Consider the following 26,939-nt stretch of genomic DNA (forward strand, 5'->3'; position numbering starts at 1 on the left):
ATGGCCAAAAAGGATCAGTCATCTTTATCTGAAGATAATTATTTAAATGAGCAGGAACAACAGGTGTACCATTTACGCCTGTTTATAACAGGGGCATCGCCCAATTCATCGCGGGCTATTACCAATCTCAAGGATATTTGCGAAACCCATTTAAAAGGTAATTATAACCTGGAGATAATAGATGTTTATCAGCAGCCATTAATTGTTGAGCGGGAGCAGATCATCGCTTTACCTATGCTCATCAAAAAAACACCAGGTGTGGAGCGGCGGCTTATTGGAGATATGTCAAACACGGTTAAAGTATTAAAAGGTCTTGGTTTACAAACAGAAAATTAATGGAACCGGTTAAATATACATATGAAGAGTTACTGCAGCAGAATGAAGAACTTCGGATACAGCTGGAGGAAGCTAATGATACCATTGACGCTATTCGTACCGGCCAGATTGACGCGCTTATTGTAAACGGAGTCGATGGGCATCAGTTATACACTCTAAAAACAGCCGATCAAACTTACCGTGTTTTTATTGAAAAGATGAACGAAGGAGCGGTCACGCTCAACCGCGAAGGCACTATCCTTTACAGTAATTCACGGTTTGCAGCCATGATGAACCTACCTCTTGAAAAGGTAATTGGGCTAAATTTTACCTCTTTTATTCCGGAGATATCAGTCGAAAAATTTAACGATCTGATGCAAAAAGGTTGGGTGGAAGATTGTAAGGGTGAAATATTATTGGCCGATAAACAAGGAAAGTTAACACCTTGTTTGCTTTCCTGTACTACACTTGATCTGGATGAAGGCATTGCCTTAAGTTTGATCCTGACCGATCTTACCAGTCAAAAAGAAACGGAATGGGAACTAAAAATAAAAAACGAACAGCTGTTGGCGGCCCAAAATGCTGCCGAAAAACTCAATAATGAGTTGGAAGATACCGTTAAGGCGCGCACTAATGATCTGCTGATAAGCCGTGAGCATTTTAAACTGCTGGCAAACAATATCCCTCAAATGACCTGGACAAACCTGCCTGCCGGCGAGGTGGATTTTTATAACCAGCAATGGTACAACTACACCGGGACCCGTTACGGTGAAACTGTTGGCTGGGGTTGGCAGCATGTGGTTCACCCCGATGATCTGCCAAATACCCTGGATAAGTATATTGAAGCGTTAAAAACCGGTCATATATTTGAGGTGGAGAACCGTTACAAACGCTGGGATAATACCTATCGCTGGCACTTGAACCGGGCGGTTCCTTTGAGGGATGATAAGGGCGCCATCATTTTTTGGGTAGGTACGGCTACCGATATTGAAGACCAGAAAAGAGAGATGGATAGAAAGGACGAATTTATTGGCATTGCCAGCCATGAACTCCGCACGCCGCTAACCAGTTTAAAAGGTTATCTGCAACTCATTACTTCGTATAAAAGGGAAGAGATACCGCCTGTAGTAAAGCAGTACATCGAAAAAGCAAGCGTGGCTATTAACAAATTGCAACGCCTCATTAATGATCTGCTTGATGTAAGTAAAATACAGGCCGGAAGACTTGAATATGCCCTGGATAAGATCAGTTTATCTGACCTGATGGTACAGGTTACCGAGAATTCAAAACACATTTATCCTTTGTATGAATTTGATAGTCAGCTACAGCCTGGCATCCGCGTAATGGGTAATGCCGAGCGATTGGAGCAGGTTTTGATGAATTTCATAAATAATGCCGTAAAATATTCATTGGCTGATAAGAGGATCATTCTAAAAACCATTGTTAAGGATAATTTGGTACGCGTATCGGTAACCGATTTTGGTATAGGTTTATCAGCAGAGCAGATAGGCCGTATATTTGAGCGTTTTTACAGGGTTGAAGATAAACGGCATATCACCGGTGGTTTGGGTATGGGACTTTATATCAGTGACGAGATCATTAACAACCACCATGGCAAAATAGGGGTAGAGAGTGAATTAGGTAAAGGGGCCACCTTCTACTTTGAACTACCTCTGATTGTTTGACAAACTATTTTAAACGAAAATTGCAGGTAAGCCAAATACTTCTGATATTGGGCTGACAGGCGATGATTTAATCATCGCATTTTCTTTAAATAAACCTTGAAATTATGCCCACTACTGATAATGGGAATGTGTCTTTTACAAAAAGCCCGAATGGTATTGCGACTATTAGTTTTTATCATCCTGCACAAAATTCATTGCCAACTGGTCTTTTAAATGATCTTACCGAATATATAATAAAAGCGGGGAATGATCCGGAGGTACGGGTGATCATTTTAAAAAGCGGCGGCGACCGTACTTTTTGTGCTGGTGCCAGTTTTGATGAGCTGCTGCAAATAAGAGATAAAGAAACCGGAGCCTTGTTCTTTTCGGGCTTTGCCAAAGTTATCAATGCCTGCCGTAAATCGTCTAAGATAATTGTTGCCCGTGTTCAGGGAAAAGCGGTTGGAGGTGGAGTAGGCCTTGCTGCCGCCGCCGATTATTGCCTGGCTTCGGGCTTTGCATCTATTAAATTAAGTGAACTGGCCATTGGCATCGGGCCCTTTGTTATATCGCCAGCCGTGACCCGCAAAGTTGGCTTGCCCGCTTTTTCGCAGTTAACTATCCGGGCATCCGATTTTCAAACTGCTCAATGGGCCCAGGATCATGGCCTGTATAATGAAGTATATGAAGATATCGCTTCGCTTGATTCTGCAATAGTTGAGCTTACCGAAAAATTAGCATCCTATCACCCTGACGCGCTCATTGGGCTAAAACAGATATTATGGGAGGGTACAGATGATTGGGATGAATTATTAACCCAGCGTGCAGCCATTAGTGGCCAACTGGTACTCTCTGACTTTACCCAGCAAGCATTGCAACGCTTTTTGAGCGGCAACAGGTAGTATATAAAATACAAAGAGCCCGAATTAATAATTCGGGCTCTTTGTATTTTACCAGCACCTGTAATGACGATGCACCCTGTAATAAACAGGGCGGGCATAGTAACGGCCCGGATAATAATATGGGCGGTCATAGTAAACCCTGCGTGCATAACCGTAATATACGGGGCGGTCATAATAACCATACGCCGGATAATTAGCGGCAACAACCACTCGCGAACGTGGATAATGACCAAATGAAGCACCTATAGATATACTTTGAGCTTTTACAAGCTGAACCGAAAATAGCAATGCAAAAACTATGACCGAAAATTTGATAACTTTCATAAATCAAAAATTAAGTTAACACTGTAGTTATTTTATATTTATAGACTATAAATATCACTTGGGGTTTATTTTATTTTATTTATTTTTAAGGCATGTATTACTTTTTATTTACGCTGCTATTTTTGGCTATTGTTTTGGGGTTTTCATTGATAAGCTCTTACTATGGTAAATTACGTGCCGAAGAAAAAAAGCTTGATAAAATAAAAAGCAAATGGGGTAAACCTGTAAATACCAGGCGTAATTTCGATTTGATTAAAACCTACTTAAATGCCGATAAGGGCTGGGACAGGTTACCAGATGTTACCGCTGAAGACATTGATCTGAAAAGTGTTTTTAATTATATAGACAGAACGAGTTCAAAACCCGGCAAACAATACTTGTATAAAAAGCTGCATTTTCCGGAAACAAATCGTGAAAAGCTACTGGAGCTTGATGCTAAGGTTGAAGCCATTAACAAGGATAGGCCTAACAGGGAATTGATTGAGCTGCAATTATCAAAACTCAACAATACCTACGCCTATTATATTGCCGATCTGTTTTTAAAAACACATGAATCGATGTTTGTGCCGATCATGAACTTTTATATCAGGTTTGTGCCTTTGGTAATCGTGGCACTCGTTGTATCGCTGGTTGTTTACCCAAATCCCATTAGTATTTTATTGTTATTGTTTTTTGTAGGTTATAATGTGGTTTTACATTACGCTAACAAGAAAAAAATAAGCGCCTATACCAACTCGCTACCCCAATTGCTTATTATGCACAACGTAGCGGTATGGCTGGTAAAACATTCGGGCCTGGAGGATAATGAGGCCGTTAAAAATAGTTTAAAAAATCTGTTAGGACTAAAACGTTCCTTAAGCATCATCAATTTAGAAAGTAAACTGATCAATGGGGCTGGGGATTTGAGTTATGCTGTTTTTCAACTCATTAAAACATTATTTTTATTAGAGCCCCGAATTTATGCCAGCTCTATAAAACACATTGAAAAATACAGGGAAGATATTGAACTGGTTTATCAATATATAGCTGAAATTGATATGCTGGTAGCCATCCAATCAGTAAGGGAGGGTTTACCTTATTATAGTAAGCCCCAGTTTATCGCTACCGACGCCCAAATGAATATTACCGACCTTTATCATCCACTGATTGATAAATGCGTTACCAATTCATTATATACCCGTGCAGATAAAGGTGCCTTGATAACCGGTTCAAACATGTCGGGCAAAACAACTTTTATTAAAGCCATCGCCGTTAACACGCTGCTGGCTCAAACCCTGTTTACCAGCTGCACCAGGGAATATAAAGCACCTTTTTTAAAGATACAAACCAGTATTAAAACCAGCGATAGTATTGAGGAGCAAAAAAGCTATTTCCAGGCGCAGGCGCAGTCCATACTAACTATTATGAGCCGAAGCAACGAGGTGGAACAGGTAAAAAGTTTGGTTATTATTGATGAAATATTCAGGGGCACTAATACCATCGAGCGTATTGCTGCTGCAAAATCGGTATTATCTTATATCACGGCCAACCAAAACTTTGTCTTTGTATCAACCCACGATCTTGAATTGGCCGAATTACTCGATGAGGATTTTGCCATCTATTCTTTTGAAGATTCCAAATCAGGAGCCGTCCTGGTGTTTGATTACAAGCTGAAAGAAGGTCTGCTTAAAAGCCGCAATGGTATTGCCATATTAGAGTCCATGGGCTATCCGGATTCTGTAATTGAAGACGCAAATATCGTAAGCGAACGAATGATGCTGAAATATATGGAGTAAGCTTGTGTACTTTAGTTTCGTACCTACGGCACGAATTCCCATATTAATAATCGTTGTTCTACCGACATTTTGCTCCTATCGGAGCATTTTCGTCAAGGCGATTCATCCGAATGGATAAATAAAGAAAATTTTAATCCGTCAACTTTTCGATGGCAGGAAGGTTACGGCGCCTTCTCATATTCACGCTCACACATAAAAGATGTTGCAAAATATATAGAAAACCAAGAAGAGCATCATCGAAAGAAATCTTTCCTGGAAGAATTCAAATTATTCCTTGAACACTTTGAGATAGATTATAATGAACAATATATCTTTACGCCTTTACAATAGAGGTTTGTTTCCGTTTATTCACCCTCATACAATCTTAATTTATTTCTCAGGCTTTGCATATCATCCTGCATTTTTTCCATACGGTGCAATAAATGACTAATGGCTTCTATACCCGCCACATTAATATCCAGTTGATAAAGATTGATCAGTTTCTCCAGCTTCCGAAGTTCTTCTCCAGGTATATAAGTGGTTTCATTAATTAGGGTAACTTTTACTAAATCAGCCTCATATAACGATTCTATAAAGGTGTACTCCACGTTATGATACAAACAAAAATCATTTACTGATATTAAATCTCGTGTTTTCATTATCTTTAAACTTATATCATGATTTTGAAAGTTCTTCAAATAATTGCTTCTGCTGCTCGGTAAGGTTAACCGGTATCTGGATATCATAAGTAAGGTACAAATCCCCAAACTCATTTTCTTTTTTATAAACCGGCATACCTTTACCTTTTAGTTTTACTTTGGTACCGTTTTGAGTTTCGGGCTTTACTTTTACTTTAACCTTGCCAGTCAACGTTTCTGCGGTAATTTCGCCGCCAAGTACCGCTGTGTAAAGGTCAAGTTTTACAGTGGCGTATAAATTGCGTCCGTCACGTTTAAAGCGGGCATCATCAAGTATCAAAAACTTGATATAAAGGTCTCCGGCCGGGCCATTATTTACACCAGGCCCGCCATGACCGGCTATTTTAATGGTCTGCCCATTTTCGATACCGGCAGGTATGGTAATACGTATGTTTTTACCATTAACAGTCAATGTCCGTTTATGGGTTTCTGCAATATCCTGAAGCGTTAATTGTAACTCCGCATTAAAATCTTTCCCGCGGTATTTGGTTTGCCTGCTGCCGCCACCACCAAACATGGATTTAAAGAAATCAGAAAAATCGCCACCACCAAAGCTTTCATCATCAGTAAAGCCACCGAAACTACCACCGCCATAACCACCTTGCCGGTTTTGCTGTTGCCTGGCTTGTTGTTCATAAGCTTCGCCATGCTGCCAGTTCTCACCATACTTATCATATTTTTTACGTTTTTCAGGATCGCTCAGCACTTCATTGGCCTCATTAAGTTCCTGGAATTTTTTGTGCGCTTCCGCGTCATTCGGATTAAGATCGGGATGGTATTTACGGGCCAGCTTGCGATAGGCATTTTTAATATCCTTATCGGTAGCGGTTTTAGTGAGACCCAGTGTTTTATAGTAATCAATAAAAGCCATATCAAGCGTAGAATGTGGTATATGTTATTAACCCTTAAATATACGGCTTAGTTTTAGATGCTACATTTTTTGCCTGCTATTCTGACTGTAACCTGATCAAAACAAAACGAACACACTTACTATGTTCATGGTAATTTTTATACTTTTACTCTCGACCTACTAAAGGCCCTAACTATCATGGACAACAAAGTATTTAACCAATTTGCAGACATCGAGACCAGGGAAATGACACCCGGTTATTTCTCTAAAATCATTCATACTCCCGGCAATACCATCAACTTTTTGGAGGTAAAAGCCGGAGCGGTATCACCAATGCACCAGCATATCAATCATCAATGCGCTTTTGTTGTCGAGGGACAATTTGAGCTAACAGTTGATGGTGTATCGCAAATACTGGATACTGGTACCTATGCCATTATTCCTCCAAATGTAATACATGGCGGCAGGGCTATTACCGATTGTAAACTGATTGATATATTTGACCCCGTACGCGAAGATTTTAAATTTTAGTAACACGCCCATTAAATTTATGCCCATTATTACCAAAGCCACACTTGCCGACGTTCCGGAATTAAACATATTAGTTAACAGCGCCTATCGCGGAGAAGAGTCAAAAAAAGGCTGGACATCGGAAGCCGATATGTTAGATGGCCTTAGGATCGATGAAACTATGCTGAAAGAATATTTCGGCAATGAGGTCATCACCATATTGAAACATACCGACAATAACGATCAGATCACTGGCTGTGTTTACCTGGAAGTTAAAGGGCCAAAACTATACCTGGGTATGTTCAGCGTGTCACCCGTGCTACAGGGCAAAGGAGTGGGGCGGGCCCTGTTGGAAGCTGCTGAGGGATTGGCCAAACAGTTTAACTGTCACACCATCACCATGACCGTAATCAGCACCCGTGCAGAACTCATTAACTGGTATGAGCGCAGGGGGTATGCATTTACAGGTGAGATACAACCCTTTCATGACCATGGTCGTTTTGGGAGTCCTAAACAGTTGATAGAGCTCATTGTAATGGAAAAAGCAGTGGTTTAGTTACGCTGTTCATCAGCTCCTGGAAAAGATCATAATATTGTCCCACATGCAGGCCATCAACCAGGGCATGATGTACGTGTAGAGAAACAGGCATGCTCTTTTTGCCGTTTTCTTCTGTCATTTTTCCGAATGATATCTTCGGGCAGCTATCCGGAAACGAAAAGCTGCGGGCATGTGATAAGCTGGTAAAATTGATCCAGGGCATGGCTGAGTAATGTACAATATCATCATCGAGCTTTGGCGCGAAAAGGGTAGTGGTACTTTGCACCCGTTCAATCTCTTTTTTGGAGCCTGCTATAAATGTATCCAGGGAAGGGTGAAAATCGATGTAGCCAAAACCAAAAGTACCATTGGCACGACCGATAGTTGGCCCGGCGTTTATACGATCATAAATATACACCTCATCTTCATAAATACGGCATTTGAATGGTTCCAGCTCATTAATAGCCGTTAACGATTTGTGCAGATAATACAGGAAAAATGATATGCCGTTATCTTTAGCATAAGCGTATGCCCGGGTACAGTCGATGTTGACCACAACACCATAAAAAGGTTCTTCAAAGTTTTTGAAAAAGTTAAAATGCTCTTTGCGTGCCCAGGTATCAATATTTAATTTATGCTTCATGCCAATATATACGGCAGAATTTCCCGAAGTGTATCAGCCTGTTTAAAGTTTTCGTGGGTTAAGTTAGTTTCTACATGTTCATGCGCCCAGGTGGTATGGAAAGGTACATGAATGGCATGACCACCAATATTAAGCACCGGCATCACATCAGATTTCAAGGAATTACCCACCATCATAAATTCCGCGGGCTTTATATCCAGGTGTTTGATGAGCTTGATATAATCATCATCCTGCTTATCAGACATGATCTCGATATGGTGAAAATAATGCGACAATCCCGATTTTTTGAGCTTGCGTTCCTGGTCAAGCAGGTCGCCTTTGGTGGCTACTACGAGCCGGTAATTTTTTTTTAAGGTTGCCAGCACATCTTCTACACCCTCCAATAGTTCAATGGGTTCATTAAGCATTTCCTTGCCGTACTGCATGATGAGCTCAATAGCATCAAGCCCGATCTTTTTGTCGGATATTTTTAGCGCGGCCTCTATCATACTCAGAATATAACCCTTTATACCATAGCCATATAAGGCCAGATTGGCTATCTCAATCTTAAAAAGTTCGCTTGATATGGTATGCTGGGGTAAGAAGTTCTCCAGTAAACTGCAAAATTTCTCCTCGGTTTTTAAAAAATAGGGCTCGTTTACCCAAAGGGTGTCATCGGCGTCAAAAGCTATAACCTTTAGTTTCATGTGCTTTTATTAACAAGACTGCAATAATAATCATACGGCTTTTATTTCCTGCCGATTTATGGTAACCTTTTTTTGAAAATAATGTTTCCACAGATGCAACCTAATTTTAAAAACGACGTCCTATACAACACATTGTCAAAACTATATTCGATTAAAATGGAAGAAGTACTGCCACCCTTAAAAGAATTTATTGTTGATTATTGCAACCGCTATAAGCTGAATCATGTTGATCCGGGCAGCCTGAACCTGGATACCAGCATTGATCTGGACCTGGATATTTTCGATATCGAGATAGATCTTTTCCTGGCCGATTTCGCCGATCAGTTTAAGGTTGACCAATCCAAATTTACGTGGTACAAATATGGATATCCCAAAGGCTCAACCCGGGTACGGATGATTAAGCTGATGTTTGGCTATAACAGCACCTGGGCCAAACAACTGGCGCAATACTGCTACAAACCTAAATTTATGGTACGTAACCTGCAGGATGCCGTGAAAACAGGAAGACTAGTGTAAAATTTCGGAATTCGGATTTTCGATTTCGGATTTTAAGATCATGGCATTAATAATGAGAATCCCTTAATCCTATAGATCAGGGTTCAGAAAAAAATCAGCGGTATCAACGAAATCAAAAAAATCAACGGTCACAGATCCGTAACCCCGGTATGACGGCGCTTTACAAAATTGCGGATATCCAGTACGATACCGGCAAAAAAATAAAATATCAGCGGGAAACCTACAGCCAAGAATGAAGAGTAAATAAAAAACAAACGGATCTTTGAGATAGAAACGTTAAACTTTTCGCCAAGATAGGTGCATACACCAAAGGAGTATCGTTCAAAAAACGTAAGGATTCTCTGTATCATGTCAGGCAAGTTTTAATATTTTATTACCAACGCCACATTGCAGGCATTTCTTATAATTACAATAATTATTTTTTAACTCCAGCAGCGCCTGCGACTCAAAAGCATTGTTAATTTTCAGCCCTAAGTTAATAAAATCTTCGGTAATATTATTTTGTTCGGCCGGTAAATTTTCCAACAACTTTAAACTCCTGCTAATATAATACTGCTGCTGATGCTGTTTTCCGTAGCTGAACAAAAATAAAGCCAAAGTGTTTATCAATAAAATATCAATAGAAGCCGCACCCAAAGTTTTTGATACCGGTTTTGATTGTGCGTCAAAACGATAATGATCTTCCCAGTAATCATTCACCTTAATATCGGTAAACAAAGCTCTTAAAGCTTTGATATCTTTTATCTCCAGGATCTTAGAAAACAGGTGGTTCGATTGCACGATCAGCGCCGCAAACTGTGCCAGCCTAATCGTCGGAAAGTTTTGTGGCCGCAGTCGCATGAACTTCCATAAATGGTTTTCGATAGGTTGCAGATTATACTTTTTTCGCAGAAAATCATACTCCTTTTTTAATTTCAATGGGTACTCGTCTTTAAGCTCTGCTTCCAGGAACCCGGCCTGCCCAAATATCAGGGCCTCTATTTGCATTGGGTTGTTTTTATGCTTAGCCAGCGTGAGTTGCGGTAATGATTTGGCCAGCAATTCAAAAGGCAGGGCGTTGGTTTTAAAACCAAAGTTGGCAGCCAGGAACTGGTAAAAAGTTTCTTCCCAATCGTTATGGTTTAAATTCAGGGAATTCATTACCGCTATGGATCGTTTCTCCAGTCTTTCTACCAGCACACGGGTAAGCCAGTTACTCATGATGAGCCCGTCAATACCGGCAATGCTTTTTTCGCAGGGAATGATCCGTTGCTCGCCGAAGATCATTTGATGATAGCGGTTGTACAATTCATCAGGTACGCGATTTTGGAGTTGCAGGGTGGGTACTTTACGACCGTTGGCTAAAATAAGTGGCACATCATTGCGGTAAACTACATGCAGTATCACGTTATCATAGGCATTGTCGGTAGTATGACCATGCTTTTGCCAGTCGGACGAGGAAAGATGCACCTCCACATTTCCAGCCCAAACCGTTTCACCTATCCGCACACGGGCGTTATGAAAATCGGGGCCCGAATCAGTATTGGCCATGCCGGCCGAAAGGATCTCCAGTTCCTCGCCGTCATCCGTTTTCAGATCGGTGCGATCAAACAGCCTGAATTTCCATACATAGTGCAAAAAGTCTTCGGTAAAAAGCATCAAACAAGGTAGGAATTTTTGACCGTTGATTTATTTTGATTTGTATGATTTAGCTGATTTTTGACAGGAAGGATAAAATTATCTCTTACATTTATCTTTACATCACCCATGCCGCATTATGACTGAATTAACCAAATCCATACCCAAAACCACAACCGGCCGCATTAAATCCATCATTGGCGGCTCATTAGGTAACCTGGTAGAATGGTACGACTGGTATGTGTATACCGCTTTCTCACTATATTTTTCCGACGCGTTTTTCCCTTCTGATAATCAAACCGTACAGCTTTTAAATACCGCAGGCATTTTTGCCATCGGCTTTTTGATGCGGCCCATAGGCGGCTGGCTCATGGGTACTTTTGCCGACAGGTATGGCCGTAAAAAAGCGCTAACCACTTCGGTATTATTAATGAGTGTAGGCTCGTTGATCATCACTATAACGCCAGGTTTTCGCTCTATTGGCGTAGCTGCTCCCTTGTTGCTGGTGCTTGCCCGCATTATACAGGGCATAAGTGTGGGCGGCGAATACGGTACCAGCGCTACTTACCTGAGCGAAATGGCGGGCAAAAAACACCGGGGATTTTATTCCAGCTTTCAATATGTAACATTGATCATGGGGCAGCTGATGGCATTAGGTGTGTTGGTTTTACTGCAACGTGTTTTTTTTAGCGAACAACAACTGCACGACTGGGGCTGGCGCATTCCATTTGGTATCGGCGCATTTCTGGCCGTAATCACCATGTATCTAAGGCGTAGCTTGCAGGAATCATCCTCATTTACCAATGAAAGCAGTAAGTCAAAGTCGGCTCAGGGTACTCTAAAAGCTTTGGCTAAACATCCTAAAGCGGTATTTACGGTAATTGGTTTAACGGCAGGGGGCACACTCGCTTTTTATACGTTTACTACCTATATGCAAAAGTTCCTGGTGAATACATCGGGGTTCAGCAAAAGCAGCGCTACCATGGTATCAACCCTTACGCTGGCCGTGTTTATGTTACTGCAGCCCGTGTTTGGCCTGCTGTCTGACAAGATCGGCCGTAAGCCCTTGCTCATCGGTTTTGGTGTATTAGGCACGCTCTGTACCTTACCCATCATGACGCTTTTGAGCGAAACCAAAGATGTTTGGGTGGCTTTCGCGCTAATATTAGCAGCCCTGATCATCGTTAGCGGTTATACTTCCATCAATGCCGTAGTAAAGGCTGAGCTGTTCCCGGCCAACGTACGCGCCCTGGGAGTAGGCTTTCCCTATGCCATTGCCGTATCCATATTTGGCGGCTCGGCCGAGTATATTGCGTTGCTATTTAAAAACGAGCACCACCAGCAATGGTTTTACTGGTATGTTACCGTATGCATCGCGCTATCGCTCATTTTATATGCCACCATGAATGATACGCGTAAACACTCTAAAATGGAAGATGAATAATTTAGTATCAAGTAGTTAGTATCAAGTATCAAGATTTTGAAAATCATATTTAACAAAAAAAGGCGTCTTGATACTTGATACTAACTACTTGATACTGGCCAAAAAGTATTAATTTTGCCCGCTTACCATCATAGGATTGCCTACATATATGGCCGATAACAATAATCTATTTCAACAGGCAGTATCTTTACTGCAACAACTGATATCCATACAATCGTTTAGTAAAGAAGAGGATCGCACTGCCGATCTGATCAACGAGTTTCTACAGCAACGCGGTGTGCAAACGCATCGCAAAATGAATAACATCTGGGCCTGGAACAAGCATTTTGATGCCGGCAAGCCTACTATTTTGCTCAACTCACATCACGATACCGTAAAACCCAACTCTGGCTATACCCGCGATCCATACGACGCTAAAATTGAAGACGGTAAGCTTTACGGCCTGGGCAGTAATGATGCCGGTGGTTGCCTGGTATCGCTGATAGCCGTGTTTCTTTATTTTCATGATCAGGAAAATTTAAAGTACAACTTTTGCCTGGCCACCACGGCCGAAGAAGAAATTTCGGGTGTAAACGGTTTGGAACTCATTATTCCCGAATTAGGCAAACTGGATTTCGGCATAGTAGGCGAGCCCACTTTGATGCAGCTGGCCATTGCCGAACGCGGTTTAATGGTGCTGGATTGCGTAGCCCACGGTCGCGCAGGTCATGCCGCCCGAGAAGAGGGTGATAATGCCATTTATAAAGCTTTAACGGATATTGAGTGGTTCCGCAGTTTTACTTTCCCAAAAGAGTCTGAAGTATTTGGGCCGATAAAAATGTCGGTTACTATCATCAACGCTGGTTCGCAGCATAATGTAGTACCTGCCAGCTGTACCTTTACGGTTGATGTAAGGGTGACTGATGCATATCGCAATGAGGAAGTATTGGAAATCATCCGTCAGCACGTTAGCTGCGATGTTAACCCGCGTTCTATTCGTTTAAAACCATCGTCTATACCAAAAGAACACGCGATTGTGCAGGCTGGTATCGCTTTAGGTCGTACCACTTATGGTTCACCAACCACGTCAGATCAGTCGCTCCTGGATATCCCATCCATCAAAGTAGGTCCCGGCGATTCGGCACGTTCACATACTGCAGACGAATTTGTTTATGTTGACGAGATCAGGGAAGGTATCGATCTGTATATTAAAATGCTGGAAAGTATTAATTAATTGATGTGCGGATGATTTATCCTGTGGCAAAATGAATTTTGTCATTCTGAGCGATAGCGAAGAATCTTCTTCAAGATGCGATAACCAAGTGCTTTTCTGAAGCAGAAGATCCTTCGCTATCGCTCAGAATGACAACCTTATTTGATTAATTTTTATCTTCCGAACACTTATGCGGTTATCACCGCACCACTCACAGATGAACTTGATGGCATATTATATAAAGTATACCCAATAGAGGTACGGTGATAACACCGGCCACAGGTTGAAAAACAAAAAGACTTATTCCCAAATCTTCTTTAAACTTTCCCAAAAAGCGAATATTTTACTATTAACTTTCTGTTGAGTTTCGTTGAAATGATTTTCATTTAAATCAACCGATTGTATGTTCTTAATTTCGTCTTCCTCTTGAATCCTTTTCTCGATATTTTTTCTAATATCATTAAGCCTGTGGTCGGTGTTATCACCGCACCACTCACAGATGAACTTGATAGCATATAATATAAAGCATAAGTAATAGTGGTATGGTGATAACACCGACCACAGGCTGAATGTCTCCATTTATTATTTGAAAATATCCCATTTCATTTTGTAAATTCCCTAAAAAAATTACATGGGTAATTACCTTGAGGATATTAAAGACGTTGTTCTGAGTATTACTCCAATAGCAACCTTATTTATTACTATTCGCACTATTAATAAGTGGAAAACGGAATTTCAAGCAAAAGCGTATTTTGATTGTTCCTATAGATTTTTAAAAACAGTTTATAGCCTTCGTGATACTTTTTCAGCTATGCGGGCAAATTTTATTGTGCCGAGTGAACTTCTACCGAAAACTGATTCTAAAAATTATAATAAAGAAAATGAATGCTTTATTTTAGAAAACCGATCAATTCCTTTTAAAGAAGCGCTAAACAATTTTTATAGCATAATGCCAGAAGTAGAAACATTATTTACAAAAGAAACAAGAAAAATATGCGATGAAATTAACTTTGTAGTATTTCAATATAAAAGGTATGTAAATGAATATCTTCAACTAATTGACAATACTAATAATTTTGAACATCTTGGAACAGTTAGGAAAAATATCTTTTCTGATCCCAATGATGATAAATTAAAAACAGATTTAGATGCGGCAATCAGTAAAATAGAAAATGTTGTATCAAAATATTTGAAATTAAACAATTAAGAGTTTTCACTATATTTTAAATTTTCATTTTGAAATCCGCTACAAACCGGGATTAATTAAAGTCTCAAATAAATCTATAATTGCTACATTTGTACTATAAGATTTACAATTAATCTGTATAAAAAAAGTGGTGAGTATTTTGGTGAGTAAGAAATAAAACCCACCTAATATTGAATATCAAGACGATTTTAGAGGCAAATAAATCCTAAAGCTCACCCACAAATCCCGCCAATGCTATAGCAACACCCAGCAACACCGCGATCATTTTGCGCAGGTTAAAGCGATGGTCGGTGCTTGATTCAAACAAGATGGTCGTAGAGATATGCAAAAATATACCGATAACCACACCCATAATGCGATTAAAATAGTGCTGTAAATTGCCAATATCCCCATTGCTAAGGGCGGTACTGAAAAAATAACCCGCAGGCGCCATCACTGCAAACAAGGCCACAAAAAGTATCGTATTCTGTTTGCTCTGTTTATTGGTTAACAAAACCGTAGCCAGCGCAAAGGCGGCTGGTATATGATGCAGCGCGATACCATAAACCAACTGATCCTGGTTGCCCTGAGCCAGCGGCATTCCTTCCAGAAAAGCATGCAAGCAAAGACTGATCATGATCCCTACCGGAAAAATAGCCAGGTCATGTTTAGGTTTATGCATATGACCATGCTCAATGCCATCGGAGAATTGCTCCAGTATGATTTGAAACAGGAAACCGGCGAGTATAAAAACACCCACCCAATTATCATTACCATGGTAAGCATCGGGTATTAAATGCAGTACCGTAATACCAAACAGGTAAGCCCCGCTGAAAGATAACACCAGTTTAAGGGTTTTATGGTTATCGCCCTTAAAGAAAAATACAGAGGTGCCGCCAAAGAAGGCACAAAAGAATAGTAAACAAATTTTCCAGACAGCCATTAAAAAGCAGGTTGTAATTTTTTAAACAGTAAAGCGAATAAGCCACCCACCAATGCACCATAAATGGCGCCGCAAGCAACATCAACCGGAAAGTGTACGCCCACATACACCTGGGCAAAACTGATAATACCAGCCCATAGTATAGCCCAAAGCCAGATCCAGCGCCATTTTCTGAAAAATACCAGGCTCAGAAAAATAGCCATTGCAAAATGATCGGTAGCATGGGTAGAAGGGAAGCTGTAACCCGTTCCGCAGGGTACCCGACTGATGTCGGTTTGCGAAACTATAGGATCGCGGCAGGGGCGCAGGCGTTTTACATTATACTTGATGATACTGGCGCTGGTAAAATCGGCAAAGCCGGCTGTGATAGCCAGCAATACGATGATGATAGCGCCCGTTTTTTTATAACGATAAATACAAAAGCCAATAATAAACAGGTAAAGCGGGATCCAGAATTTAGGATTGCGCAGCAAAGGCATGATCCAGTCAAAAAACGGATTCGACAGATCGTGATTTATAAAATAGAATAAATGCCGGTCGAGTTGTAATAGATGTTCAGGCATTGCCGTTTGTATGTAATGGATAAAAGCCGCGCTGATATGAAGCCGCGATTAGTTGGCAAAGTTATCAATTACTTTAAAACAACATTGATGCGGTACGGTTAATGCTGGTAAATAAATGGATAATTTACAATCAAAGTACATAATGTAGCTTTGTTGCATTTACAACAACAATTAAAAAGCCGTTTATCACAAACGTTTGCGTGAAAAAAGTGGCTTATAAATCAAGTTCAGCCTGTAAATTGTACCTGTTTATACACCGCTTATCAGTTAAATATTTATACTTTTGCCTCTCAAAACCAAATAATTTTGACACTCATAAAATCTATTTCAGGGATCCGCGGCACCATAGGCGGTGCTGTTGGCGACGGTTTAACACCATTGGATATTGTTAAATTCACATCGGCTTATGGTGCATGGGCCGTAAAAAAATCGGGCATCAAAAAAATTGTTGTCGGTCGCGATGCGCGCCTGTCGGGCACTATGGTCAATAACCTGGTTATCGGTACGCTGCAAGGTTTGGGTATCGATGTGATCGATCTGGGCTTGTCCACAACACCTACTGTAGAAGTTGCCGTTACCGGCGAGCAGGCAGCGGGAGGCATTATTCTTACTGCAAGCCATAACCCTAAACAATGGAACGCCCTTAAACTATTAAATGCCAAAGGCGAGTTTATAAGTGATGCCGATGGTAAAGAGGTACTGGAAATAGCCGAGAACAGCGATTTTAATTATGCCGATGTGAACGATTTGGGTAAAGTTACCCAGGACGACAGCTGGATGCAAAAACATATCGACCTGATACTGGCATTACCACTGGTTGATGTGGCGGCTATTAAAAAAGCACAGTTTAATGTAGTGATCGACTGTGTAAACTCTACTGGTGGCATCTATGTACCGGCGCTGCTTAAAGCTCTGGGTGTAGACACCGTTCACGAATTATATTGCGAACCTGATGGTAATTTTCCGCATAACCCTGAGCCATTGCCCGAAAACCTGATAGCATTATCCAAGGAAGTAACCGCTAAAAGAGCGCATTTAGGCATAGCTGTTGATCCGGATGTTGATCGTCTTTGTTTTGTTTGCGAAGATGGCAATATGTTTGGCGAAGAATATACCCTGGTATCCGTAGCCGATTATATATTGCAAAACAATAAAGGTAATACCGTATCCAACCTGTCATCAACACGTGCCCTGCGCGATGTGACCGAAAAAGAAGGCGGAGAATACCATGCTGCCGCGGTAGGTGAGGTGAATGTGGTTAACAAAATGAAAGAAGTAAATGCTGTTATAGGCGGCGAAGGTAATGGCGGGGTAATTTATCCCGAACTGCATTACGGTCGCGACGCTTTAGTAGGTATCGCTTTGTTTTTAACCCATTTGGCTAAGTATGGTAAATCTATTTCTCAGCTTCGTATGTCATATCCCGGTTATTTTATTTCCAAAAACAAAATAACCCTGACACCTGAAATGGATATAGATGCCCTTTTAACTAAGGTAGAGCAGAAATATAGCAAACAGCCGCACAGCACCATTGATGGCCTGAAGATAGAATTTGACAAAGAATGGGTACATTTGCGCCGGTCAAATACCGAACCCATCATCAGGATATACTCTGAAGGTAATTCGGAAACGGTAGCAAACGGCCTGGCAAACAAAATAATTGCCGATATAAAAGAAATATTAAATTAAGTAGTGAGTGGTGAGTTGGGAGCGGTGAGTAGTTTTTGGAAGAATCCTCTACTTTTTCAATCACTAATTCAATAATTACGAAATTGAAGTAAGGGTTTTTGAACAAGGATTAAAAACTTTTTCAAAAATCACTAATTCACTAATTCAATAAATCAATAATTGTAAGAGAGATGCGTGTATACTTTGATAACGCGGCCACCACACCGCTTGATCCGGAGGTTTTAAAAGAAATGTACAAAGTGATGGAGAACCATTATGGTAACCCTTCATCTATCCATGCCCACGGTCGCGAAGCACGCACACTGATCGAGCGGGCACGCAAAACCATAGCCGGTTTACTGCACACTTCACCTGCCGAGATCTTTTTTACCTCAAGCGGTACGGAGGCCGATAATACAGCCATTCGATGCGGTATTGTTGATCATAACATTACCCACGCTATTACCAGTCATATAGAGCACCATGCGGTGCTGCATACGCTGGAGGCGATGGAAAAATCGGGCATTATTAAGCTGAGCTTTGTTGACGTAGATAGCAAGGGCAATGTTGATTATGATCACCTGGAAACGTTATTGAAAAATAATGAGCGCAGCTTTGTATCAATCATGCATGCCAATAACGAAATTGGCACCCTGTCTGATATGATCCGTATCGGCGATCTTTGTGAGACTTACAACGCCATTTATCATTGCGATACCGTACAAACCATGGGTCATTACCAGCACGACCTGAGTAAGTTAAAAGCGCATTTTTTGGTATGTGCAGGGCATAAACTGCATGGGCCAAAGGGAGTTGGTTTCTTACACGTAAATCATCGTATTAAAATAAAACCCTTTATTTATGGTGGTGCTCAGGAACGTAATATGCGCGGCGGCACCGAGAATATCTATGGGATAGTAGGCCTGGCTAAGGCGCTTGAATTGGCTTATGCCGAAATGGAGCAGCACCGCAACCACATACAGGACCTTAAAACCTATATGATGGGTAAACTGACAGACCAGATCCCCGGCATTAGCTTTAATGGCGAAACAGATCCGGAGAAAAGTTTATACACCGTATTGAACGTAGCTTTCCCGGAAATGGAAATGGGGGATATGCTGTTGTTTAACCTGGATATAGCAGGTATTTCGGCATCTGGCGGCAGTGCTTGCAGCTCAGGTACCGACATTGGCTCGCATGTGCTTACCGCTATTGGAGCAAGTTCATCAAAACCATCGGTAAGATTCTCGTTCTCCAAATACAGCACCAAGGAAGAAGTTGATTACGTTGTGTCAAAAGTTCGTGAGCTTTGCCCGGTGAACGCTTAATTTTCTGAAACTATATTAAAAGATCTCCCAGAAATTTTAGTACATTTATATAACTCGCAGCCCGGTTATCTTTTTAAGGTAACCGGGCTGTTTAGTTAAGGGAAAAACAAGGCAAAAACTAACCGCTTGGCATGTAGTTATTTGATAATCTATAATTAATACTTTTTAAAGTTTTGAAAATTGTGCAAAACCATGTTGAAACTTGTTAAAAAGTGTTAAAATGGATGTTTTTTAAATGATTTTGAATGATTTTTGCCTCTTTTTTCAGCCGAAAAGTGTTAAAATTAGGGGCTTAAAAAGTTTTAGGAAGCAGGAAATTTCCGATGCTGACAATTTCTTTAACAGAAATAAATTATCCTATTTGGATAATATAAAAAACAATATCCCTTCCCGATTGGTTTATCAATTAACTATTAAATTGAAAAACCTATGATACTGAATAATGAAGAAGCCTGGGATTCCCAGGATAATAATCGTAATGATTTCGACAATAATACCAACTCTTTCGCCGGCCAGAATGAGGACGACTTTAACAGTAATGAACTTGATAATGACGAATTGAAAGAGGACGAAGGCAATTACAGCGACGAGCTAGAGCCTACTTTTGATCAGGAAGACCTAAACGACGAGGACGAGGAATATGACGTTCCTGAGGAAGTGCCAGAGGAAGACGACGGCAATGAGATACCGGAAGAGGGTGAAACAAATAATGAAGGTTCGGGATATCAACGCCAGCAGGAGGTTGATCAGCCAACCCGTGGAGCCGATACCTCATATAGCGAGAATATAGATGTAAATCCGCCTAACAAAAAAGAATTCCCATCTGAAGGGCCCGCTAAAATGGACTTCGAGAGCCGCCCGCAGGGTCGCACTACCGACCGGATGCTGGGTCATGAGCCAGGTACAGAAGGGATATAATGGTCTCTCTTAGATATACTGAAAACGTTATAATGGAGGATAAGAAGATGAATAATTATGAAAATCCCGGCGAAAATCAGCAAAATAACAATAAGGAAGCAAGGGAAAGTACCCGGAATATAGACACCAGTACTACTCAAAGCAAAAACAATCTTGAAAAACAAGGCCCTGATAAAAAGAACCTTAATGTTTTGAATGAAGATGGTAGCCTTGCTGATCTTCCTGATCAAGAAGTTGAAGGTCGTGGCGCTTTAGATGGTACTATAGGAAAGTAACTGACAACGGCTATCGATAACAAGAAAGGCCATTCAAAATGAATGACCTTTCTTGTTGTTTAGCTGAACAATATTTTAGTTAGCCATCATTTTGATAAATGATGCCAGTTTTTCTTTCATTTCCCGGCGATCGACAATAAAGTCAAGGAAACCGTGTTCCTGTACAAACTCGGCGGTTTGGAATCCTTTCGGCAGATCTTTTTTAATGGTTTCTTTAATAACCCTCGGGCCGGCAAAACCTATCAATGCACCAGGTTCGGCAATGTTGATATCGCCCAGCATAGCATATGATGCGGTAACACCACCTGTAGTTGGATCAGTGAGTAAAGAAATATAAGGAATTTTAGCCTGCGACAGTAAGGCCAGCTTAGCCGATGTTTTAGCCATCTGCATTAATGAAAAGGCTGCTTCCATCATTCTTGCACCACCTGATTTTGATATCATCAGGAACGGAACCTTGTTAGCGATACAGTAATCAATGGAGCGGGCTATTTTTTCGCCAACTACCGATCCCATGGAACCACCGATGAAGTTAAAATCCATACAAGCAATAACTAGGTCTTGTCCGTCAATTTTACCTGCTCCTGCGCGTATGGCGTCTTTTAACCCTGTTTTCTTTTGGGTTTCTGTTAGACGGTCGGTGTATTTTTTAGTATCCTCAAAATGCAGCGGGTCGCCCGAAGTTAAATCCGGGAATAACTCTGTAAATTCGTTATTATCAAACAATACTGCAAAATATTCTTTTGAACCTATACGCAGGTGGTAGCCACAGTAGTGGCAAACGTATTGATTTTCAACTTGCTCAGAATAATGCAAGGGCTTCTTACAATTAGGGCATTTATTCCAGATCCCATCGGGAGCTTCTTTCTTTTCCTCAGTAGTTGTAATTATCCCTTTCAACTCTCGTTTAAACCATGCCATATCTATGTCGAGCTCTTTCAATTGACTACAAAGAAACGAAAAAATATTTTAGATATGAGATATAAGATTGGAGATATGAGACCAATTTATTCATTTTATACTCAAGTGTCTTATTTACACTAAAATCAAAAATATAGATTTGAGACACGAGATTTGAGATATGAGATAAGTTTTAGACTCCATTAAATGCTAAAACTCCAAAAAGAATTAAAAATCTTAAATCTAATATCTCAAATCTCACATCTAAATGATAACTTCGAGGCCCAAATAAAAGCTCATGGATTTAAAAAATTATAAAGGTGTTCTGCACGGTGATCAGGTGCAGGAACTATTTGAGGTTGCTAAAAAGCATCAGTTTGCTTTACCTGCGGTAAACGTTATTGGCACCAACACCATTAACGCGGTTATGGAAACCGCCAAACAGGTAAACTCTCCGGTAATTATTCAACTATCAAATGGCGGTGCACAATTTTACGCCGGTAAATCATTAGATAATTCAAAACTTCAGGCCTGTATTTTAGGCGCTGTATCAGCTGCAAAGCATGTGCATTTATTGGCCGAACATTATGGCGTGGCCGTAATTTTACATACAGACCACGCTGCTATGAAGTTTTTACCATGGATTGATGGCTTGTTGGATCATGGCGAAAAATTCTTTGCCGAAACCGGTAAACCACTTTTCTCATCACACATGCTTGATCTTTCTGAAGAGCCTATCGAAGAAAATATTGAGATCTCTGCAAAATACCTGGCCCGTATGGCTAAATTAGGTATGACCCTTGAAATTGAGTTGGGCGTAACCGGTGGCGAAGAAGATGGTGTTGACAACTCCGATGTTGACAGCTCACGTTTATATACCCAACCAGAAGATGTTGCTTACTCTTACGAACACCTCTTAAAAGTGAGCCCTCGTTTTACCGTAGCTGCTGCTTTTGGTAACGTGCATGGCGTTTACAAACCAGGTAATGTTAAATTACAACCGGTTATTTTACACAACTCACAAGAGTATGTGAAAAAAACTTTTGGTTTAACTGCCGAAAAGCCTATCAACTTTGTATTCCACGGTGGTTCTGGTTCAAGCCAGGAAGAGATCCGCGAAGCTATCTCTTACGGAGCTATTAAAATGAATATCGATACCGATATGCAATGGGCATACTGGGAAGGTATTAAAGATTACTACAAATCAAAAGAAGCTTACCTGCAGCACCAAATAGGTAACCCAGAAGGTGAAGACTCTCCAAACAAAAAATATTACGACCCGCGCGTATGGTTACGCAAAGGCGAAGAAACTTTTGTAAAACGTTTAGCCGCTGCTTTTGAAGACCTTAATTGCGTTGATGTAAACAGCAAACTATAATATTCATCAAAAACTAACAAAGCGCTGTTACATTTGTTGTAATGGCGTTTTGTTTTTACAAGCGTTTTCCAAACCTGATAATTTACCTGTATGGCAGAGATCGCTAAAAAAAAGAAGAATTTATTTGAACGTTTTGCCAACTGGGCAACCATTGCCACAGGTAGTTCCGGGGCCTTTTTAACTGCTGTAAGCATTATTGTTGTATGGGGTATCACGGGGCCTATATTTCATTACTCTGATACCTGGCAGCTTATTATCAATACAGGTACTACCATTGTTACTTTTTTAATGGTTTTCCTGATCCAAAAATCGCAAAACAAGGATTCAAAGGCAGTACACTTAAAATTAAATGAATTGCTGGCCTCTCATCAGGGTGCCAGCAACCGGATGGTGGATATTGAGGAGATGAACGAACAAGAGCTTGACCAACTGCATAAATTTTATGTACAGTTATCGATACTTGCCGAGCAGGAAGATGATCTCACCTGCACCCACTCTATTGATGCTGCAGAAGAGAATCATAACGCGAAACTAACTATACTTAAAACCAAACCGCATTATAATGCCCATAAACTCAAGCTTAGAGGTAAGAAAAGTAACTGAGCAAACCGACCTCGATAAAGTTTTTGCCGTAAGACGCGAAGTTTTTGTAGTTGAACAAAACTGCCCTCCTGAATTAGAATGGGAGTTTGAAGATGAATCGACCCATTTTTTGGCTACTATTGATGGCGAACCCGCAGGTGCCTGTCGCTGGCGAAAAACAGACAAAGGTTATAAACTGGAACGTTTTGCCGTATTAAAAAAATTCCGTGGTCATGGAATAGGGCAGGCTCTGATTCAAACCGTTCTGGATGATCTGCCTGCCGGAGCTACTTATGTTTACATGCACGCGCAAACACAGGCCGTATCCTTGTATGAGCGATTTAATTTTGAAAAAACAGGTCCTGAGTTTGAGGAGGCCGGTATCTGGCATTATAAAATGATCAGGAAATAAAAGGAGGGAACCATGCAACCAATTTGCACATGGTTTCGTCTTGCTTTTAATTAACATCATTTTAAACTGCTTTATGATCAATCATTGCCTGCCGCTATCCAAAATATTTAAATTATTGTTTATCTGTTTTATTTGTTTTGCCGCTTTTAATAGTTTGGCGCAGGACAAAACAAAAACAATAGGCAATAAATTACGATCGGGAACCACCAATAACTCATTCAATGTTGTACAGGGTGCACAGGTAGGTATCAGGATGAATGCAGGTCATAAACCAGTTGAATTGCTTAAGTTGAACTTTCATGTTGATAACCTGGGCAAGGATACTATCCCGTTTAAAGTAAATGTATATGCCATGGGCGATAAATTACCGGAAGGCAATAACCTGGTTAAAGAAGAAATAAAGGGGGTAATCATAAGAGAAAAGGCCCCTAATGAGCCATTAATGAATAACCAACTGATCACTGTTGATCTGGCACCGTACAAGGTGGAGGTAAAAGGCGATATAGTGGTTGCCGTAGAATTTTTAAAAACACAACCCCGTAAAGAACTCGGTTTTTCATGCGGAGTGCTCAATGGTGGCACTTATTATAAAAAAAACATGGATGCTATTTGGAAAAAGATACCCGTTGTTGGGGCTGATTTTAATGTGCTGGTAAAGAAGCTGAAATAGGACATTTCAATTCTTACAATTTTGTCATTCTGAGCGCAGCGAAGAATCTATTATGCACCATACATGTACGTGAATAGATCCTTCGCTGCACTCAGGATGACAAACAAAGGCATAATTAACTATACAACTCCTGCTCTTCGGTATAATACGTTTTCCTTGTACCTTCCTTCACAATTATCTTTTCGCCTTTGGGGCTATGAGTCTTTTTTGAATTGTGGATATGCATAAAGTCCCTTACTTCGCCGTTGATAATATCCGGGTTGGCTTTCAGGATAGCCTTTTCGGCATCAGTAAGTACGGTATGGATGGATTTAACAAGTTCCTTTATCTTATGCTCCGGAATCTTATTGCTGATGGACATTGGCGATATGCCTGCATGCCACAAGATCTCATCTGCATAAGCATTGCCTATACCGCGAATGATCTTTTGATCGAGCAATATGGTTTTGATATTGGTTTTGGTTTTTTGCAGACGGGTGGTTAAATAGTCAACACCGGCGTCTTTTGATAAGGCATCGGGCACTTCCTTTTCTTCAGGGTTTAAGGTGGGGGTAGCAATCCCTTGAAAGTCTGTCAGCACTAAACCTGTACCATCAGTAAAGTGCAATTCAATGATGGGGTATTTATTTTCGTTTTTACCTTCAAACAAAAATAGCTTACCATGTAGCATCAAATGCAAACCCAGGATATCACCCTTTGAAAATTTAAGGTGAAGCTCCTTGCCCTCCCGGTACACCTTAACCAGTTTCTGACCTTCGAGCGTTTGCTTGAGCTCCTGATGGCCCACATTTAATTTTTTAGCGTTGATAACGGCAATATGTTTAACCGTTTTTCCGGCTAATTTTTTATCCAGGTTGTGACTAAATGCTTGCAGATCGGGTAATTCAGGCATGATTAAAGGTACTTTATGTAAAAACCAAATATACCGGGATAAGTTTTAATTTAAGCGCTCGCACGACCATAACCAACTGTATCCCGGTATAATTGCGGCGATACATCGGCATTGGTCTTAAAAAATCTGCTGAAATAGTATTCGTCATCATAGCCTAATTCGTAGGCAATTTCCTTTATCGGTTTATTAGTTAAATACAATTCGCGTTTCGCTTCAATAATAATGCGTTCGGCAATCAGGTTACTGATTGTTTTATTAAAATGGGTTTTAGTGATACGAGCCAGGGCCTTCGCCGAAATATTCAACATATCGGCATAGTGGCTGGCACTGTGTTTGGTTTTAAAATGCGTTTCAATGGCATCCTTCAGATCCTGCAGTATATAGGGCCCTTTGAAGTCCTTATCTGGCTGGTGTAAAATAGCCTGTTGCTCTGTTTTTAAACGGGATGCTGTTATCAGGAATATTTTAAGATAGGAGATCAGTATCTCATACTGTGCCAGGGCTTTATTGAGCATTTCGGCTTTCATTTGTTCCAATAGTAAATTTAAGAGCGATTCGTTTACAGCATCAACCATTACATAAGGGGGCCGGTATATATTATCAAATAGGATACCACTGCATGATACTTCTTTATGATGTTTAAGAATACAAAAAAAATCAGGGTGAAACTGAATGGCTACGCCCTTTATCGGCTCTTTCGCTGATAACATGAACGGCTGATAAAGCGAAAAAGCCAACATTCGGCCAGCTTCAAAGCTGTATTCAGAAAAATCTGATTTCAATATTCCCGATCCTTCTTTGATCCAAATGAGCGAGAAATAGTTATGGCGTTGTAAATGATCAAAATGGCTGTTATCATCAAACCAAAATAACTTAAAGGCGAGGTTCCCCTTTGGCTCGTCTGTCAATGTAAACGTATTTTGAGTACCGGTCATTTGTTATTTGTAGCATTAGCTAATTGTGCCTTTAAATCAGCGGTTTCTTTTCTTAACTTATTTATATATTCATGTTGTGCGGCAAATTCTTCCTGAATTTCTTCCAAAGTATATCTCGGCGTTATATGTTGCGGACAGTTCCAGTCGTATGCTTTTACTTTAAACAGTATTATTCTTTCAGCTTTAAATTTATAATCTTTGAGATTAAGTTTGTCATATAGATATAAGTTATCTTCAATTGGAAGTACACTGGCTTCGGCAAATATTTTCAACCTTGTCCTGGCCGCCTGGTCAAGAAGGAATAGCGCTACTTTATTATTGGTAGCTAAATTACCTGTTGAAATATATTGCTTGTTACCGCCAAAATCAATAAAGCCAAGTGTTTCCTGATCAATTACTTTCAAAAAGCCTTTTGGCCCACCACGAAACTGAACGTAAGGATAGCCATTTTCACTTATGGTCGACATATAAAAATTATCCTGCCGGGCGATAAATTCCTCTTCGCTTTCCGTTAATCCATCAGTGTAACGATGTTCTTCCATCCGGCCATAACTCGCACGGCTACCATAACGCTCCTGAAAATCTTTTACGGCATTGGTAAAAGCCATTTTTGGATAATTCATAACAATAGTTTTA

32 protein-coding genes are annotated in these 26,939 nt (G+C 40.5%); 19 read left to right on the plus strand and 13 right to left on the minus strand.

Going from position 1 to position 26,939, the window contains the following annotated elements; all coding sequences use genetic code 11:
- From ACNURT_RS14680 to ACNURT_RS14690, 3 genes are all read left to right on the plus strand, one after another.
- Entirely contained in the window at positions 1-336 is a 336-nt protein-coding gene (locus tag ACNURT_RS14680; RefSeq protein ID WP_370996391.1) for a circadian clock KaiB family protein, read from the plus strand.
- Positions 336-2,000: a PAS domain-containing sensor histidine kinase gene (locus tag ACNURT_RS14685; RefSeq protein ID WP_419698310.1), complete on the plus strand. Its 1,665-nt coding sequence runs from the start codon at positions 336-338 to the stop codon at positions 1,998-2,000. Before ACNURT_RS14680 ends, ACNURT_RS14685 begins: the two co-directional genes overlap by 1 nt.
- A 104-nt stretch (positions 2,001-2,104) precedes the next feature.
- The gene (locus ACNURT_RS14690; protein WP_419698311.1) at positions 2,105-2,881 is read left to right on the plus strand and encodes an enoyl-CoA hydratase/isomerase family protein; all 777 of its coding nucleotides are present in this window, start codon (positions 2,105-2,107) and stop codon (positions 2,879-2,881) included.
- A 48-nt stretch (positions 2,882-2,929) separates the two neighbouring features.
- Here the strand turns inward: ACNURT_RS14690 and ACNURT_RS14695 are convergent, their stop codons facing one another.
- A complete protein-coding gene (locus tag ACNURT_RS14695) occupies positions 2,930-3,205 on the minus strand; it encodes a hypothetical protein (protein WP_419698312.1) in 276 nt (91 codons plus the stop codon).
- Positions 3,206-3,297: 92 nt separating this feature from the next.
- On the opposite strand from ACNURT_RS14695, the gene ACNURT_RS14700 reads away from it, so the two are divergent.
- Positions 3,298-4,980: a MutS-related protein gene (locus ACNURT_RS14700; protein WP_419698313.1), complete on the plus strand. Its 1,683-nt coding sequence runs from the start codon at positions 3,298-3,300 to the stop codon at positions 4,978-4,980.
- A gap of 69 nt (positions 4,981-5,049) precedes the next feature.
- Complete coding sequence (locus ACNURT_RS14705) at positions 5,050-5,310, plus strand: transposase (RefSeq protein ID WP_419698314.1); 261 nt, start codon at positions 5,050-5,052, stop codon at positions 5,308-5,310.
- 14 nt (positions 5,311-5,324) lie between these two features.
- On the opposite strand, the gene ACNURT_RS14710 is transcribed toward ACNURT_RS14705, so the two are convergent.
- Both ACNURT_RS14710 and ACNURT_RS14715 read right to left on the minus strand, forming a co-directional pair.
- A complete protein-coding gene (locus tag ACNURT_RS14710; protein ID WP_370996397.1) occupies positions 5,325-5,618 on the minus strand; it encodes a chaperone modulator CbpM in 294 nt (97 codons plus the stop codon).
- Between the two features lie 16 nt (positions 5,619-5,634).
- Entirely contained in the window at positions 5,635-6,528 is an 894-nt protein-coding gene (locus tag ACNURT_RS14715) for a DnaJ C-terminal domain-containing protein (protein WP_419698315.1), read from the minus strand.
- 177 nt (positions 6,529-6,705) lie between these two features.
- On the opposite strand from ACNURT_RS14715, the gene ACNURT_RS14720 reads away from it, so the two are divergent.
- Positions 6,706-7,038: a cupin domain-containing protein gene (locus tag ACNURT_RS14720; RefSeq protein ID WP_419698316.1), complete on the plus strand. Its 333-nt coding sequence runs from the start codon at positions 6,706-6,708 to the stop codon at positions 7,036-7,038.
- A gap of 19 nt (positions 7,039-7,057) precedes the next feature.
- A complete protein-coding gene (locus ACNURT_RS14725) occupies positions 7,058-7,573 on the plus strand; it encodes a GNAT family N-acetyltransferase (protein WP_419698317.1) in 516 nt (171 codons plus the stop codon).
- Here the strand turns inward: ACNURT_RS14725 and ACNURT_RS14730 are convergent.
- Together ACNURT_RS14730 and ACNURT_RS14735 are read right to left on the minus strand one after the other, a co-directional pair.
- On the minus strand, positions 7,545-8,198 hold the full coding sequence (locus ACNURT_RS14730; RefSeq protein WP_419698318.1) for a CatA-like O-acetyltransferase: 654 nt from the start codon (positions 8,196-8,198) through the stop codon (positions 7,545-7,547). The two genes, ACNURT_RS14725 and ACNURT_RS14730, sit on opposite strands and share 29 nt — an antisense overlap.
- Positions 8,195-8,884: an HAD family hydrolase gene (locus ACNURT_RS14735; protein WP_419698319.1), complete on the minus strand. Its 690-nt coding sequence runs from the start codon at positions 8,882-8,884 to the stop codon at positions 8,195-8,197. Before ACNURT_RS14735 ends, ACNURT_RS14730 begins: the two co-directional genes overlap by 4 nt.
- A gap of 156 nt (positions 8,885-9,040) precedes the next feature.
- On the opposite strand from ACNURT_RS14735, the gene ACNURT_RS14740 reads away from it, so the two are divergent.
- On the plus strand, positions 9,041-9,400 hold the full coding sequence (locus tag ACNURT_RS14740) for a DUF1493 family protein (RefSeq protein WP_419698320.1): 360 nt from the start codon (positions 9,041-9,043) through the stop codon (positions 9,398-9,400).
- A 128-nt stretch (positions 9,401-9,528) separates the two neighbouring features.
- On the opposite strand, the gene ACNURT_RS14745 is transcribed toward ACNURT_RS14740, so the two are convergent.
- Together ACNURT_RS14745 and ACNURT_RS14750 are read right to left on the minus strand one after the other, a co-directional pair.
- Positions 9,529-9,750: a PspC domain-containing protein gene (locus ACNURT_RS14745; RefSeq protein ID WP_076373079.1), complete on the minus strand. Its 222-nt coding sequence runs from the start codon at positions 9,748-9,750 to the stop codon at positions 9,529-9,531.
- A 1-nt stretch (position 9,751) separates the two neighbouring features.
- Positions 9,752-11,038 (minus strand): DUF2851 family protein, encoded by a 1,287-nt coding sequence (locus tag ACNURT_RS14750; RefSeq protein WP_419698321.1) that lies wholly within the window; start codon positions 11,036-11,038, stop codon positions 9,752-9,754.
- Between the two features lie 118 nt (positions 11,039-11,156).
- Here ACNURT_RS14750 and ACNURT_RS14755 point away from each other — a divergent pair, with 118 nt between their 5' ends.
- The 3 genes from ACNURT_RS14755 to ACNURT_RS14765 all read left to right on the plus strand — a co-directional run bounded on the left by ACNURT_RS14755 (position 11,157) and on the right by ACNURT_RS14765 (position 14,860).
- Positions 11,157-12,461, plus strand: a complete 1,305-nt coding sequence (locus ACNURT_RS14755) for an MFS transporter (RefSeq protein WP_419698322.1) — start codon at positions 11,157-11,159, stop codon at positions 12,459-12,461.
- A gap of 148 nt (positions 12,462-12,609) precedes the next feature.
- Positions 12,610-13,674, plus strand: a complete 1,065-nt coding sequence (locus ACNURT_RS14760; RefSeq protein WP_419698323.1) for a M20 family metallo-hydrolase — start codon at positions 12,610-12,612, stop codon at positions 13,672-13,674.
- A 610-nt stretch (positions 13,675-14,284) separates the two neighbouring features.
- The gene (locus ACNURT_RS14765; protein WP_419698324.1) at positions 14,285-14,860 is read left to right on the plus strand and encodes a hypothetical protein; all 576 of its coding nucleotides are present in this window, start codon (positions 14,285-14,287) and stop codon (positions 14,858-14,860) included.
- 205 nt (positions 14,861-15,065) lie between these two features.
- On the opposite strand, the gene ACNURT_RS14770 is transcribed toward ACNURT_RS14765, so the two are convergent.
- Together ACNURT_RS14770 and ACNURT_RS14775 are read right to left on the minus strand one after the other, a co-directional pair.
- Entirely contained in the window at positions 15,066-15,782 is a 717-nt protein-coding gene (locus ACNURT_RS14770; protein ID WP_419698325.1) for a ZIP family metal transporter, read from the minus strand.
- Positions 15,782-16,345: a phosphatase PAP2 family protein gene (locus tag ACNURT_RS14775; RefSeq protein ID WP_419698326.1), complete on the minus strand. Its 564-nt coding sequence runs from the start codon at positions 16,343-16,345 to the stop codon at positions 15,782-15,784. Before ACNURT_RS14775 ends, ACNURT_RS14770 begins: the two co-directional genes overlap by 1 nt.
- Positions 16,346-16,651: 306 nt before the next feature.
- Between ACNURT_RS14775 and glmM the strand changes: the two genes are divergently transcribed.
- The 4 genes from glmM (at position 16,652) to ACNURT_RS14795 (ending at position 20,534) form a co-directional block, all read left to right on the plus strand.
- A complete protein-coding gene (gene glmM, locus ACNURT_RS14780) occupies positions 16,652-18,034 on the plus strand; it encodes a phosphoglucosamine mutase (RefSeq protein WP_419698327.1) in 1,383 nt (460 codons plus the stop codon).
- A gap of 170 nt (positions 18,035-18,204) precedes the next feature.
- Positions 18,205-19,341 carry a cysteine desulfurase family protein gene (locus ACNURT_RS14785; protein WP_419698328.1) on the plus strand — a complete coding sequence of 379 codons (1,137 nt, stop codon included), beginning with the start codon at positions 18,205-18,207 and terminating at the stop codon, positions 19,339-19,341.
- Positions 19,342-19,770: 429 nt separating this feature from the next.
- Positions 19,771-20,259, plus strand: a complete 489-nt coding sequence (locus tag ACNURT_RS14790) for a hypothetical protein (protein WP_419698329.1) — start codon at positions 19,771-19,773, stop codon at positions 20,257-20,259.
- 47 nt (positions 20,260-20,306) lie between these two features.
- Positions 20,307-20,534 (plus strand): hypothetical protein, encoded by a 228-nt coding sequence (locus ACNURT_RS14795; RefSeq protein ID WP_419698330.1) that lies wholly within the window; start codon positions 20,307-20,309, stop codon positions 20,532-20,534.
- 75 nt (positions 20,535-20,609) lie between these two features.
- On the opposite strand, the gene accD is transcribed toward ACNURT_RS14795, so the two are convergent.
- Positions 20,610-21,455, minus strand: a complete 846-nt coding sequence (accD, locus tag ACNURT_RS14800) for an acetyl-CoA carboxylase, carboxyltransferase subunit beta (RefSeq protein ID WP_370996413.1) — start codon at positions 21,453-21,455, stop codon at positions 20,610-20,612.
- Positions 21,456-21,732: 277 nt separating this feature from the next.
- On the opposite strand from accD, the gene fbaA reads away from it, so the two are divergent.
- The 4 genes from fbaA to ACNURT_RS14820 all read left to right on the plus strand — a co-directional run bounded on the left by fbaA (position 21,733) and on the right by ACNURT_RS14820 (position 24,476).
- The gene (gene fbaA / locus ACNURT_RS14805; protein WP_370996414.1) at positions 21,733-22,812 is read left to right on the plus strand and encodes a class II fructose-bisphosphate aldolase; all 1,080 of its coding nucleotides are present in this window, start codon (positions 21,733-21,735) and stop codon (positions 22,810-22,812) included.
- Between the two features lie 90 nt (positions 22,813-22,902).
- Positions 22,903-23,415, plus strand: coding sequence for a low affinity iron permease family protein (locus ACNURT_RS14810; protein ID WP_419698331.1), 513 nt, complete (start codon positions 22,903-22,905; stop codon positions 23,413-23,415).
- Positions 23,375-23,806 (plus strand): GNAT family N-acetyltransferase, encoded by a 432-nt coding sequence (locus ACNURT_RS14815; RefSeq protein ID WP_419698332.1) that lies wholly within the window; start codon positions 23,375-23,377, stop codon positions 23,804-23,806. Before ACNURT_RS14810 ends, ACNURT_RS14815 begins: the two co-directional genes overlap by 41 nt.
- A 73-nt stretch (positions 23,807-23,879) precedes the next feature.
- Positions 23,880-24,476, plus strand: a complete 597-nt coding sequence (locus ACNURT_RS14820; RefSeq protein WP_419698333.1) for a hypothetical protein — start codon at positions 23,880-23,882, stop codon at positions 24,474-24,476.
- Positions 24,477-24,591: 115 nt separating this feature from the next.
- Here ACNURT_RS14820 and ACNURT_RS14825 read toward each other — a convergent pair whose 3' ends face one another.
- The 3 genes from ACNURT_RS14825 to ACNURT_RS14835 are packed head-to-tail and all read right to left on the minus strand — an operon-like array spanning position 24,592 to position 26,926.
- Positions 24,592-25,368, minus strand: coding sequence for a DNA-formamidopyrimidine glycosylase family protein (locus tag ACNURT_RS14825; protein ID WP_419698334.1), 777 nt, complete (start codon positions 25,366-25,368; stop codon positions 24,592-24,594).
- A 50-nt stretch (positions 25,369-25,418) separates the two neighbouring features.
- Positions 25,419-26,303 carry a helix-turn-helix domain-containing protein gene (locus tag ACNURT_RS14830; protein ID WP_419698335.1) on the minus strand — a complete coding sequence of 295 codons (885 nt, stop codon included), beginning with the start codon at positions 26,301-26,303 and terminating at the stop codon, positions 25,419-25,421.
- The gene (locus ACNURT_RS14835; protein WP_419698336.1) at positions 26,300-26,926 is read right to left on the minus strand and encodes a pyridoxamine 5'-phosphate oxidase family protein; all 627 of its coding nucleotides are present in this window, start codon (positions 26,924-26,926) and stop codon (positions 26,300-26,302) included. Before ACNURT_RS14835 ends, ACNURT_RS14830 begins: the two co-directional genes overlap by 4 nt.
- Positions 26,927-26,939: the final 13 nt, after the last annotated feature.

The organism is Mucilaginibacter sp. NFX135, from assembly GCF_048565145.1.
In the GTDB taxonomy this organism is placed as follows: domain Bacteria; phylum Bacteroidota; class Bacteroidia; order Sphingobacteriales; family Sphingobacteriaceae; genus Mucilaginibacter.